Annotated in this window: 12 protein-coding genes; 4 read left to right on the top strand and 8 right to left on the bottom strand. The window is 37.0% G+C overall.

Features of this window, described 5'->3' with window-relative positions; genetic code table 11:
- Positions 1 to 76 precede the first annotated feature (76 nt).
- The 3 genes from ACIGAM_RS14945 to ACIGAM_RS14935 form a co-directional block, all read right to left on the bottom strand.
- Positions 77 to 1,615: a glycine--tRNA ligase gene (locus tag ACIGAM_RS14945; protein ID WP_396512275.1), complete on the bottom strand. Its 1,539-nt coding sequence runs from the start codon at positions 1,613 to 1,615 to the stop codon at positions 77 to 79.
- 37 nt (positions 1,616 to 1,652) lie between these two features.
- A complete protein-coding gene (locus ACIGAM_RS14940) occupies positions 1,653 to 3,689 on the bottom strand; it encodes a glycosyl hydrolase family 95 catalytic domain-containing protein (protein WP_396512274.1) in 2,037 nt (678 codons plus the stop codon).
- 83 nt (positions 3,690 to 3,772) lie between these two features.
- Positions 3,773 to 4,654, bottom strand: a complete 882-nt coding sequence (locus tag ACIGAM_RS14935) for a hypothetical protein (protein ID WP_396512273.1) — start codon at positions 4,652 to 4,654, stop codon at positions 3,773 to 3,775.
- Between the two features lie 54 nt (positions 4,655 to 4,708).
- Here ACIGAM_RS14935 and ACIGAM_RS14930 point away from each other — a divergent pair, with 54 nt between their 5' ends.
- Both ACIGAM_RS14930 and ACIGAM_RS14925 read left to right on the top strand, forming a co-directional pair.
- Positions 4,709 to 5,383, top strand: coding sequence for a ComF family protein (locus ACIGAM_RS14930; protein ID WP_396512272.1), 675 nt, complete (start codon positions 4,709 to 4,711; stop codon positions 5,381 to 5,383).
- A gap of 106 nt (positions 5,384 to 5,489) precedes the next feature.
- The gene (locus ACIGAM_RS14925) at positions 5,490 to 7,106 is read left to right on the top strand and encodes an Ig-like domain-containing protein (RefSeq protein WP_396512271.1); all 1,617 of its coding nucleotides are present in this window, start codon (positions 5,490 to 5,492) and stop codon (positions 7,104 to 7,106) included.
- Positions 7,107 to 7,116: 10 nt separating this feature from the next.
- Here ACIGAM_RS14925 and ACIGAM_RS14920 read toward each other — a convergent pair whose 3' ends face one another.
- Positions 7,117 to 7,884 (bottom strand): amidohydrolase, encoded by a 768-nt coding sequence (locus ACIGAM_RS14920; protein WP_396512270.1) that lies wholly within the window; start codon positions 7,882 to 7,884, stop codon positions 7,117 to 7,119.
- Between the two features lie 78 nt (positions 7,885 to 7,962).
- Between ACIGAM_RS14920 and ACIGAM_RS14915 the strand changes: the two genes are divergently transcribed.
- Entirely contained in the window at positions 7,963 to 9,138 is a 1,176-nt protein-coding gene (locus ACIGAM_RS14915; RefSeq protein WP_396512269.1) for a hypothetical protein, read from the top strand.
- 36 nt (positions 9,139 to 9,174) lie between these two features.
- Here ACIGAM_RS14915 and ACIGAM_RS14910 read toward each other — a convergent pair whose 3' ends face one another.
- The 4 genes from ACIGAM_RS14910 to ACIGAM_RS14895 all read right to left on the bottom strand — a co-directional run bounded on the left by ACIGAM_RS14910 (position 9,175) and on the right by ACIGAM_RS14895 (position 12,088).
- Entirely contained in the window at positions 9,175 to 9,372 is a 198-nt protein-coding gene (locus tag ACIGAM_RS14910) for a cold-shock protein (RefSeq protein WP_028377208.1), read from the bottom strand.
- Between the two features lie 86 nt (positions 9,373 to 9,458).
- Positions 9,459 to 9,731 carry a hypothetical protein gene (locus ACIGAM_RS14905; RefSeq protein WP_396512268.1) on the bottom strand — a complete coding sequence of 91 codons (273 nt, stop codon included), beginning with the start codon at positions 9,729 to 9,731 and terminating at the stop codon, positions 9,459 to 9,461.
- 27 nt (positions 9,732 to 9,758) lie between these two features.
- Complete coding sequence (locus ACIGAM_RS14900; protein WP_396512267.1) at positions 9,759 to 11,549, bottom strand: chloride channel protein; 1,791 nt, start codon at positions 11,547 to 11,549, stop codon at positions 9,759 to 9,761.
- A gap of 128 nt (positions 11,550 to 11,677) precedes the next feature.
- The gene (locus ACIGAM_RS14895) at positions 11,678 to 12,088 is read right to left on the bottom strand and encodes a BrxA/BrxB family bacilliredoxin (protein ID WP_396512266.1); all 411 of its coding nucleotides are present in this window, start codon (positions 12,086 to 12,088) and stop codon (positions 11,678 to 11,680) included.
- A 311-nt stretch (positions 12,089 to 12,399) separates the two neighbouring features.
- On the opposite strand from ACIGAM_RS14895, the gene ACIGAM_RS14890 reads away from it, so the two are divergent.
- Positions 12,400 to 13,146 (top strand): TerB family tellurite resistance protein, encoded by a 747-nt coding sequence (locus ACIGAM_RS14890; RefSeq protein ID WP_396512265.1) that lies wholly within the window; start codon positions 12,400 to 12,402, stop codon positions 13,144 to 13,146.
- Positions 13,147 to 13,160 lie beyond the last annotated feature (14 nt).

Genomic DNA, 13,160 nt, shown 5'->3' with positions numbered 1-13,160 from the left:
AATGTACGAAAGTTACCAGTATACGGATTAAAAAAAGCCCCGTTAAGGGGCTTTTATAAAATTATATTAGATGAGACTAAGATTTCATCCAATTTTTAAAATCTATCTTATCGTGAAGTATTGTATTTAATTCAGAAATTTTCACTCGTTTCTGTTCCATAGTATCCCGGTCACGTATGGTTACGCTGTGGTCTTCTAAGGTGTCGTGATCTACAGTTATACAAAATGGTGTTCCTGCAGCATCCTGACGGCGGTATCTGCGACCTACAGCATCTTTCTCGTCGTAAGCAACGTTAAAATCCCACTTAAGATCATCTATAATTTTACGGGCCACTTCGGGTAGACCGTCTTTTTTAACAAGTGGTAAAATAGCTGCCTTAACAGGAGCTAATATTGCCGGTAATTTTAAAACCGTACGCGTAGAACCGTTTTCTAATTCTTCTTCTTCAAGAGACTGAGAGAATACAGCTAAGAACATACGATCAAGTCCTATTGAAGTTTCAACAACATAAGGCACGTAGTTTTCATTTAATTCAGGATCAAAAAACTGTAGCTTCTTGCCAGAATGTTCTTCGTGAGCTTTAAGGTCAAAGTCTGTACGACTATGTATTCCTTCTAATTCTTTAAAACCAAAAGGGAAATTAAATTCGATATCCGCAGCCGCGTTTGCATAATGAGCAAGTTTCTCGTGGTCGTGAAAACGATAATTTTCTCTTCCTAATCCTAATGATAAATGCCAGTTTAAGCGTGTTTCTTTCCAGTGTTCATACCACTTAAGTTCTTCACCGGGACGTACAAAAAATTGCATTTCCATTTGTTCAAACTCACGCATTCTAAAGATAAATTGTCTTGCAACAATCTCATTTCTAAATGCCTTACCAGTTTGTGCAATCCCAAAAGGAATTTTCATTCTACCGCTTTTCTGAACATTTAAAAAGTTAACAAAAATACCCTGAGCCGTTTCCGGTCTTAAGTATAAATCTGTTGCGGTTTCTGCAGAAGCACCTAATTTTGTACCAAACATGAGGTTGAATTGACGCACATCTGTCCAGTTTTTTGAACCGGTATCAGGATCTGCAATCCCTAGCTCTTCAATTAATGCTTTAACATCAGCCAGATCTTCGGCCTCTAAAGAACGCGCCATACGTTTAAGAATGGTGTCTTGCTCTTCTCGGTATCTAAGAACTCTTGGGTTTGTACTTACAAATTCGGCTTCATCAAAAGACTCTCCAAAACGCTTTTTTGCTTTTGCAATTTCTTTCTCTGCTTTCTGATTTATTTTTTCAGCATAGTCTTCAATAAGAACATCTGCTCTATATCTTTTTTTAGAATCTTTATTATCTATAAGTGGGTCGTTAAATGCCTCAACGTGCCCTGAAGCCTTCCACGTAGTAGGATGCATAAAAATAGAAGCATCAAGGCCTACTATATTTTCATTCATTTGCACCATACTTTTCCACCAGTAATCTCTAATGTTTTTCTTAAGTTCTGCTCCGTTCTGACCGTAGTCATATACCGCGCTTAACCCATCATAAATTTCACTGCTCCCAAAAATGTATCCGTATTCTTTAGCGTGAGATATTACCTTTTTAAAATGATCTTCCTGTTGTGCCATTTATTTATATTCTCGATTTAATACTTTAATTATATACTTATCTATCTATTCGGTAGGTCTTTTTAGTAGGTCCTACCCCTTTAAGTGTTAATGATTTCCATTCTTTTGGTAAAACAGGATTTTTCTGAATGATTCCTTGTTCAGTAAAATCTAAACCACCAAATCCAAATAAAACAGTCTGTAACATTCCGCCGGCTCCTGTTGCAAAATAAGAAAAATTTGAAGTTGCAACTTCAGATAAAGCTCCAAAAGGTTGTTGCTGATTAGGCACGTAACTTTCTTTAAACAGGCTAAATGCTTTATCTACATTACCAGACCGGGCATACAATACTGCAAATATAGACTTCCCCATTGCAGGGCCATCTTTTGAAAGTTTGGGTTCGTAATATTTTAGATCTTTTAAAATCGTTTCGGTATCGTTAATGATATTAAGCGGATAAGAAAGCAGGTTTACGTCTGCTTGTTTAATAATGTCGCCCGTATAGTTCTTGTTTTCTTTAGTAGTGCCGTCTTTAAATTTATGAATTACAATAGCGTTAGCAACGTTTTCCCACTCGGGATTAGCTTCTAGATCTAGTTCTTGAGCAGCCCTGATAGCATATTTTAAGGCGGTAATGGCAGAACCATTTGTAAAGGCATTATCATCAACATTAGGGGCAAATTCATTAGCACCCACTACATTGTTTATAGAATAACTACCATCTGTATTTTTGACAGCTCTGCTTACCCAAAAATCTGCAACTTCTTTTAACAGAGGATATCCTTTTTCAGTCAACCATTTTTTATTTTGTGTAACGCGATAATAGTTCCAGAACGCAATACCTATATCTGCGGTAATATGATGTTCAAAAGGTCCTGTTAAAGCAAATGGAGGAGTAGCTTCTTCACCTGTGTCATCACTTTCCCAAGGAAACATAGCTCCTTTATACCCGTAGTTTGTAGCACGTTGTTTTGCAGGTTCCAGACGATCTGATCTGTAATTAACAAGTGATCTTGCAATATTCTGATTGAAAACCAGAAGAGGAGGAAACATCCACAACTCGGTATCCCAGAAAATATGACCATTGTATGGAGTTTGTAAAGAAAGGCCCATAGGTGCTATACTTAAGTCTGAATCTCCACGTCCAAAGGCATATAGATGATATAATGCAAGTCGTACATCTTGCTGAGACTTTAAATCACCCTCTATAACAATATCACCTTCCCAAAGCTCTTCCCAAAGTGTACGGTGCTGCTTTAGTAATACTTCTTTTGAATTTAACAGGTTAAAAATTACCATACGTTCTGATTCTGACTTAGGATCGTTAAAATCCTGAGTAGTGCATTCTGCAGCCGTCCAGGCAAAATCAAGAGATTCAGCCGGGTTTACTGTTTTTTCAAAAGTTAAGGTATTTGTATAGTCGGTGGTTACAGCGGCAGTTAGTTCAGGCCGCTCTTTTTCTCTGGAAGAATTAATAGTATGCCATATAAACGTTGCAGAGGTACTCACGAGATGTTTTCCAAAAGGAGTCTCAGCTACAGACTGAAGAATCGGCATCGTAGTTTCTACGTCTTTTAGAACCTCATATTTATGATCAGGTTTTTTAAAGTTTTCCGGGGTTTGAATTTTACCGGTGACTTTAACCCTAATTTCCTGTTGTGCTTCTATGCTAATGTCTATGTAACCTGTGTAAGGCACATTTCTTAGGGCATAAACTTTGCAGGATATCTTAGCTTTATTTTTAAAGTCGAAACTCGTTGTAAAAGCAGCCTCTTTTAAATTCATATGCTGCTGCCAGTTTGTAATGTTATTTTCTGTTAGTTGCTCGCCATCAATTACAACATCGAGATTTCCAAAATTCATTCCGTGTACTATTTGACTAACTTTAAGCACAGGGTCTACATCGTATACGTTGTTAAGAACAACGTGTTGAATTTGAAAAGGTTTTGCGGAGGTGAGCATCCCAATTCTGCCATTTGCGATGGCGATGCCCGTATAATCAGTATTTTGATTTGTCGTTATATTCCAGCCATCATTTTGAGCGCTCAAATTTATAGCTGAAAAAAGAACGATAAAGATCAGAAGATACTTCATTGTGGCTGTTTTATTTATAAAGAGGTTAGGCCGGTAAAAATAAAAAAACCGCAGCAATGAAGCGGGATTTTAAAGGATTGTTTTTATTCTAATTCTAAGACGCTATTGCTTAATAAACGGTCGTTTTCAAATAAATTTATTCGGTAAATTCCCGGTAAAAATTCATCTATAGCCGGGTTTATAAGTACACAGGATTCTACTTCTTCATTTTGATAGGCGATCTCCTGATAAGTGCTGTAGATTAAAATGTTTTCGCCAAAGGCTAAAGAAATACGTTCTCCCATAACATTGTTGCGAGGATCTATAACCTGAATGTAAAAATCGTGGTCGCCGGCTCTGGCATATTCATTTGCGTTTACGGTATAGCAAATTTCTAATTTATCTATGCGGTTTGCGCGATCATTAGGTAAACGTTTACCGCTACGGCGTAAAATAACACCTGCAGAAGTAAACCTGCTTACTGTAAGTTGAGAACCTTTGGCGAGGTCATCTTTTAGGGTATTATTTTGAACTTGTAATGAATCTAACTGAACTACACTCTGATCAAAAGCTGCTTCTACCGTAGTTTTTTGAGATACCAGCAACGCATTTGCAAGCATTAGACTATCTGTTTTTTTACGTAAGACATCTCGTTCATTCCGAAGAATGCTTAATTCTCTACGGTAATTTTGAATGGTAGTTTGAGAAGTAGTAGAATTTTCTAAGCGTGTAAGTAAATTTTGAATACGAGATCTGGCTTCGCGAAGCTCTTTACTCATAAGTTTACTGCTTTCAATTTCAGAGTTATATGTGACGAGCAGGTCACTTAATTCATTTTGAAGTAGTAACTTCTCTTCAGATAATGCGACTTTATTCGCAGATAGCTCCTGATAGAATGAATAGGTATAAACTCCCAAGCCTAAAAGCAGAAAAAAAAGTATACCGATTAGAATCTTTAAAGCATTGTTATTGCGATTAGCACTCATGCAAACGATTTTATATCTTAGTGTGAAGTTATAATTTTTAATCAAAATGAGATAATGTCGCTACTCAAACTCTTTTATCCAGATCAATGTAGTGCTTGTGATGATTTACTCAGTACCGGAGAAAAACTCATCTGCACATCCTGCCGGCATGCGTTACCTCTTGCTCATTTTCATACTACAACGTACAACCCTATATTAAAATTATTGCGAGGTAGAACTTCATTAGAAAATGCTGCCGCTCTCTTCTATTTTGATAAAAAAACACGCGTACAACATCTTATTCATAACTTAAAATATAAAGGGCAGGAGCGGGTAAGTGCTTATTTAGGAGAATGGCTGGGCAGCGAGTTAATGACTACAGAAGCATTTAAAAACATAGATTGTGTGATTCCTGTGCCATTACATAAAAAGAGGCTTAAATCTCGCGGATACAATCAAGTGACCGGTTTTGGTAAAGCACTTGCAACAGCCTTACAGAAACCGTATTTAGATGATATTTTATATAGAACCAAAGCTACAAACACACAGGTTTTTCTGGGCAGAAGTTTTAGAAGTACCGAAGTTATAGATTCTTTTGCGCTTCGCGAAAACAACACACTTGCAGGAAAACATATACTTTTAGTTGATGATTTAATAACAACAGGAGGTACAGTAGAAGGCTGCGCATTAGCACTAAATACAGCAACAAACATCAAGTTAAGTGTAGCTGTTATGGCAATAGCCGTTTAGAAAGCTACGTTAATAAATGAAAAATAGGATTTTATAGATGTTTGCTAAAGTCTCAGGGCAGGTTTCTAGTACTAATCATTAAAAATAATTGTTACTTTGCGCTGCTATGTTTAAAAAAGGTTCACAGCTGTTTATCGTATCGTTACTGCTACTCTTAGTAGTAAATTGTGCAAAAAGAGGTACACCTACTGGTGGCCCTAAAGATGAGACGCCTCCAGTTCTGGTAAGTGCAGACCCTCCTAATTACTCTACAAATTTTGATGGGGATGAGGTTCGTATTTATTTTGACGAATTTATTAAACTAAAAGACCTTAATAAAAACCTCATTGTATCTCCTCCTATGGATCCTAAGGCTTCCATAACGCCTATGGGAAGCGCATCTCGATTTATAGACATAAAAATAATGGACACCCTGTTAGCGAATACAACCTACGTATTCAACTTTGGGGAAAGCGTTACCGATAATAATGAAGGAAACCCGTTTTCTTTTTTCAAATATGTTTTTTCTACCGGTGACTATATAGATTCACTAAAGGTCGTAGGAGTTATACGTGATGCGCTACTTCAAGAAGCAGATAATTACGTGACTGTTATGCTTTATGAAGCAGACTCTACGTATACAGATTCTGTGGTTTATAAAAAAGTACCGCGATACGTGACCAATACGTTAGATAGTTCTAATGTATTTGAAATCACAAATGTCAAAGCAGGCCGCTACCGGTTAGCGGCATTAAAAGACGCAGATAACAATTATACTTTTCAACCTGCAAAAGATAAAATTGCATTTTACGATTCATTTATAGAGGTGCCTACAGATTCTGTATACGTACTTAACCTTTTTAATGAAGAATTAGAGCCTGAAGTAAGCAGGCCAAAACAAGCCACTGCACAGCGTATCGCATTCCCATATAAAGGTAATGCAGATAATATAGATATAGAATTAATAAGCGCACGCCCTGAAGGTTTTGAAACGCTAATTACTCGCAAGAAAGATCAAGACTCATTGCAATATTGGTTTACGCCAAAGGTGCAGACAGACTCACTTATCTTTAAAACTTTTGCAAACAAAAAAACAGATACGGCTTATGTGCGTTTGCGTAACTTAAAGCCAGATTCGCTGCAAATCAACCCCGCTACTACAAGTCTGGTTTTAGAAGAAGATTTTATATTAAACAGCACCATTCCTGTTGTCGCTGTTGACACCACAAAAATTTCAATTCAACGTAAAGACTCGACATTTGTGAGTGATTTTAAGGTTGAGGTGTTTCCTAAAAAATTACAGCTGAATCTTAAATTTCTTACTGAAGAAAAGGAATCATACGCAATTACCATGCTTCCGGAAGCGCTTACAGATTTCTACGGAAGCAAAAATGACACCTTGCGCTTTAGAGCTACCACTAAAGAATACTCAGATTACGGGGAATTTGACATCACCTTAAAAGGAGCAGCAGAAGTGCAACATATTGTACAACTTGTTACCGAAAAAGGAGATGTAAAACGTGAGCAAATAGGAACTGTAGGGCAGGTAGAATTTAAATTTGATCGAATAGAGCCCGGCAGCTACTACGCTCGAATAATCGTAGACCTTAACGCAAACGGAAAATTTGATACGGGTAATTTCTTAGAACAACGACAGCCTGAAGAGATTTTATATTACCCTAAGCAGTTAGATATACGATCTGGGTGGTATCCTAAAGAAACGTTTATTCTCAATCAGGAATAGCAAAACTTAATTATTTGAGTTCAAAGATATCTTGATCTGCTAAGAAATTTAGGTGCTCACGCGTTTCAGTTAAATGAGCTTTAGATAGTTCTGCATATATAATTTTTTCTTCCGCTTCTGCGAAAGCTAAAGTTGCTCCCAGACTATCGTAAATACCACTGTAACCGTTATATTCATACTTGTTACCGTCTAGACCTACTCTATTTACACCTATGCTGTAACACATATTCTCTATAGCTCGAGCTTTGAGCAAGGTGTCCCAGGCAAAAATTCGTTTTTTAGGCCAGTTTGCTACATAGATAACCACATCATAATTAGTTGTATTACGTGCAAAAACCGGGAATCTCAAATCGTAACATACCTGTGCTAAAATCTGCCATCCTTTATAACTTATAACAACAGGCTTGTCACCACGTTCATAAACTTTATGTTCGCCTGCAAGTGTAAAACGGTGTCGTTTGTTATAGGTAGTGACGTCACCTTCTGGCGTAACAAAATAAAAGCGGTTGTAGTACTGCTCGTTTTCAAAAACCATAAGACTTCCTGCAAGTGCGCAACGTTGTTCTGCAGCTTTAGCGAGCATCCAATTTAGGGTTTCTCCCTGGTCTGCAATTCCTTGAGGATGCATACTAAAACCTGTCGAAAACATTTCTGGGAGCACAATAAGATCTACCTTGTGTTTTAAGCTGTTAATCCTTTCATCAAAATACAATCTGTTAGCTTCTGGGTCTTCCCATTTTAAATTGGCTTGAATTGCGGCTACTTTTAAAGTCTTCATAAACTTTATTTTTAATTACAGGAGTTTATAAGCATTTTTGAATACACTAAGAACACTCTCATACTAGGTATAAAGTTAATGTTATTAACTCGTAAACGTCAAATTGAATTTTCGCTGATTCTGCTTATACTCTTAAACTGGGTGTATGTATTTAAGTACGGTATTCGATATTTTGAAGTTTTTGAAGTTGCGCTTGTGGCTTTTTTTTACGCTGGGTTAGTAGTGGCTTTAGTAGCTAGATTTCCAAAAAAGTTTAAACCTGATCAAACTTTAGAAAACCGTATTTTTTATGGACTTGTCGTACTTTTTTTTGCTGTTACTATTTACATTAATGTTAAGATAGATGCACTTGCTCTTCAGATAGATCGCTGGTCTGCAATGACCGAAGGTATCACAGCAATATTAAATGGAACTTACCCATATAGTGCCTTAGATCATTTAGGTGGCCGAACCTCTAATTTGCCAACACTCTTTCTAATAGGATTGCCTTTTTATCTTTTAGGAGATGTAGGGATTTTACAGAGCTTTACCTTTTTAATTTTTACCGGTATTATCTATAAACTAATTAAATCACCCGCAATACGCATCGTAAGTTTATTATTGCTTATAAGTTCGTTCTGGTATTTGTACGAGATTGTAGTAAAAAGTGATCTCGTAAGCAATACGATTCTTGTTTTAGCAAGTCTTGTTTATCTATTTAAAATTTTAAATAAAGAAGGTCTTAAAAAAGCAATTTTGTTAGGTGTTTTAATCGCGATACTGGTATTTACAAGGCTCGTTTTTGCATTACCTTTAGGGATATTGTTTGCTCTGCCTTTTGCAAAAGCATCTTTAAGTGAGCGATTTAAATTCCTCTTAGGGTTTTTTACAGCGGCGATTTGCTTAGGAGCTTTGGTATTTTATACTTGTCCTTCTCTTGAGGTTTTTTATGCTGAAAATCCATTTACATTACAAAACAGACAACTTCCGTTGTGGCTTAGTTTGCTTTTAGCAGGATTGGCTATTTACTTTTTAAGTAGATTGGAAACAGTTGAGCAACTAATACGCAATAGCTTTGTGGCGCTTGCTCTTCCTGTAGTCGTTGCTTTTTTTATTATTGTAAAGGATGCTGGTTTTGAAGGTGCAATTATAGATTCTCATTTTGATATTACCTATTTCAACTTATTTACACCTTTTTTAGTGCTGTATCTATCATTACAACTTGATGCGAGATGTGTTGACGATCACGCACAAAAAAACCCGCTACAGGTGTAGCGGGTTTTTGGAATCTTAAATATACTTATATATATCTTAGTCGTTTAGCACGCGTACTTGCGCTGCTACCTTACCTTTTCTTCCTTCTTCTTCGATGTACTCTACTTGGTCACCTTCTTCTAATACTTCACCGTTTAAACCGGTTGCGTGTACGAAGATGTCTTTTCCTGTCTCATCGTCAGTAATGAATCCGTAACCTTTTGATTCATTAAAAAATTTAACTGTACCTTTCATTGTAAAATTGTAAAAATTAATAATAACACAAAGCTAAGAGTTTATAGAACATATAGGTTAACTAAATGTAAATAAATTTTTTAAAATTATTGATTTTCAGGTTTTTTACGTGATTCTTTGCTGTCGTTGAACTCTCTCATTCTCCTTATGTTATCCTCATCAAGCATATAATCTTTAACTTTTCGATCTTTCCAACGATGGTATAAAAACAGAGGCATTACTACAAAGGATACGGCTAAAATTGTAAGTCCTAAAAAGCGGTCTCCGGTAAGTACATCATCTGTAAAATAGCGCAGATAAAAACCATAAGCTAAGGTTAGACAGCAAATACAGAAAAGGGTTATTATAAGGTTACGCATAACTAGTTTTTGGATAAATTATGATTATTATTTTCTTGAAAAACTAACCAGCATACGACGATATGCAGTTAGAAGTTTAGATTTTGAGATAAAACCGTGATATTTTCCATTTTTAATAACGGGTAAATTCCAAGCGCCACTTTCCTGAAATTTACGCATTACCACTTTTGCGGGGTCAGATTCTAAGTATATATATTCTGGTGCCGCGTGCATTAAACTTCCTATGGTTGTGGTGTCATACAAGGTGGCATCAAACATTATCTCGCGTATATCATCTAGTGTAATTACACCTACTAGCTCATCATCTTCATTAACTACCGGAAATAAATTACGGGTAGATTTTGCAACCGCATTTTTTACCATTTCACCCAAAGTCATTTCGGGACGCACACGTATAAAATTAGACTCAATTACATCATTTACGTTAAGCAGCGTAAGTACAGCTTGATCTTTATCGTGTGTTATGAGTTCACCTTTCAGTCCCAGCTCCATCCCGTAGACTGAATGCGGCAAAAAGTATTTATTAATCCCGTATGCTATTGCGGCGGTAACCATTAACGGTATAAATAGGCCATAACCACCGGTAATTTCTGCAATAAGAAAGATTGCCGTAAGCGGGGCGTGTAGCACACCTGCAAGCAAACCGGTCATCCCCACAAGTGTGAAATTTGTTTCGGAAATATAAACGCCGTCGAGTCCCAGATTGTTAATAATCTTAGCCAGGCAATTACCCATAACGCTGCCCATAAAGAGTACAGGGGCAAAAATACCACCTATGCCACCACCGGCAAATGTAATTGCAGAGGCGATTACTTTAAAAAACACAAGACCTGCAAGTAAGGCAATAACCACCCAGACATTATCTAAATAATCATTAAAAAAAGTTTCGCCCAAGGCATTTACGGCCTTTCCGTCAAGCAACTCGTTTATCATATCAAAACCTTCACCATATAGCGGCGGAATTAAAAATAGCAGTATTCCTAAAGAGCCCCCGGCTACTAATAAACGTATGAGAGCAGAATCCCATCGCTTGTATAGTTTACTTGTATTAAAATATGCTTTGCTAAAATATACCGAAACTAAACCAGCAACCACGCCCAATATCATATAGTACGGAAAGTCTGCAATAGTAAATGCATCTTTCAGTTCAAAAGGTAAAATAGTATCTGAACCAAAAAAGAAATACGAAGTTAATATGGCAGAGAGCGAAGCCAGAAGCAAGGGCATTAAGGAGAGTAGGGTAAGGTCAAGACTAAAAACTTCTACTGCAAAAATAATAGCTGCAATTGGAGCTTTAAAAATACAGGACATAGCTCCTGCTGCTGCACAGCCCAGTAGGAGTGTGCGGTTTGCCTGATCCATATGAAAAATGCGTGACAAGTAGGAGCTAATCGCTGCACCGGTGACTACCGTAGGGCTTTCAAGACCTACCGAGCCTCCAAAACCTACAGTGATAGGAGCAGTTAATAACGATCCGAATATTTGATAATTTTTGAGAAGACCTTTACGCTTCGAAATTGCGCGTAATGTCATAGGTACACCGTGACTCAACGGATTACGTATTATATATTTTACAATTAGAACGGTAATCGCAAGACCTATTATAGGAAATAAGAAATAAAAACCGTAGCGGTAATTTTCTACAAGTTTACCCTCAAGTAACATTTGTATTATGTGTGTGATATTTTTAATAAGAACTGCACCTAATCCCGCTAGTAATCCGGTAAGTATTGCTAGAAAGTAGATGAATGTAGTCTTAGAAATATGCTTGTAGCGCCAGGCATGAAAGCGGTGTAAGAGAGGTTTTTTACCAGGCATACCATTCAATAGTTTAGTGGTTCAAAAGTAAACTCAAATTCTCAGAACCAATGTAACACAACATACATAAAATAAAAAAATCCCTACTTTGACGAGTAGGGATTTTTTTATTTCTAATTGCCAGTTAATTAGCAATATTCGTTAAAAGCATCTATTAGATTGTCTGCAATTAGATTTGCAGGACGTCCCTCAATGTGATGACGTTCTAACATATGCACTAATTCCCCATCTTTAAAAACTGCCATTGAAGGAGATGAAGGAGGAAAAGGTACCATAAAACTGCGTGCAAGATCTGTAGCCTCACGGTCTACACCTGCAAATACGGTATATAAGTTATCTGGAGTTTTAGCATTCTGAAGAGCCATACGCGCTCCCGGTCTTGCATTAGCTGCTGCACAACCACAAACCGAATTTACAACCACAAGAGTTGTACCTTCTTTTTTCATTGCTGCCTGCACATCTTCTGTCGTATGTAATTCTGTGAAACCTACAGAAGTAAGGTCTTCACGCATAGGTTTTACTAATTCTGCTGGATACATAAGTTCTGTTTTAATTTAAGATTACAAAGATACAAAATAATAGTCGGCTACTTTTTGCAAACCCTACATAAGCTTTATTGATTTTTTTTGATTTTTTAGCGCAACCCATAGGGTCGGGCTTCCAGCCGTCGCTGTATGATTTGCTTGGCAAATCATACGAGCTTCACAAAGGCTTTAATCCCTTGCGCAGGTAATACCGGGTAACATTTTCACTGTTTTAAAGACCTACAAGGGACAAAGGCGTTATTTTTGCAGCGCAAGTAAAAAGATTACATCAGTACTTGATGTGATGATATTATAAAGAAGATTAAATGATTAAATATATAGGAGCCATTATAGGCTTTGCATACAGAGGTTTATTAGGGGCAGTTGCAGGTTATGTTATTGGTACACTTTTAGACAGTTTGTTTTTCAATAAAAAAGGAGCGACAACCACAGGTGGTAGATCACCTTTTAGCAGAGCAGAACAAACCGTTACTCCAGGTGATTTTGAACTCAATTTACTTTCGCTGTGCTCTATTGTAATCAAGGCAGACGGGCAGGTGAGTCAGCGAGAAATGGATTATGTGCGTCAATATTTTGTGCAGGCCTACGGTAAAGACAGAGCGAATGCAACTTTTAGAACCTTTAATGAAGTCATTAAGAAGCGTGAAATTAATGTAGAGCGTATATGCACTTATTTGACCCAACGAACCCGTAGAGAAGTGCGTTTACAAATCGTACATTTTCTATTTGGTATTGCACAGGCAGATGGCACGGTATCAACTTCAGAGGTTAATCAAATTTCTCAAATAGCTGGTTATTTAATGTTGAGTCGTGGCGAATTTGAAAGCATAAAAGCCATGTTCTTTAAAAATGCGGAAAGCGCCTATAAAATTCTCGAAATTGAGAAATCGGCTACAGATGCAGAAGTTAAGAAAGCGTACCGGGATATGGCAAAAAAATACCATCCAGATAAACTACAACATATGGATGAAGCCTATCGTCAGGGAGCAGAAGAGAAGTTCACTAAGGTTCAGGAAGCGTATGAGACGATTCAAAAAGAGCGGGGTATGTAATATTTTAATAGACT

Origin of the sequence: Leeuwenhoekiella sp. NPDC079379, from assembly GCF_044542075.1 — a bacterium.
Taxonomy (GTDB): domain Bacteria; phylum Bacteroidota; class Bacteroidia; order Flavobacteriales; family Flavobacteriaceae; genus Leeuwenhoekiella.
Note: the sequence above shows the minus strand (reverse complement) of the source record. Positions and strands in the feature narration are given on the sequence as shown.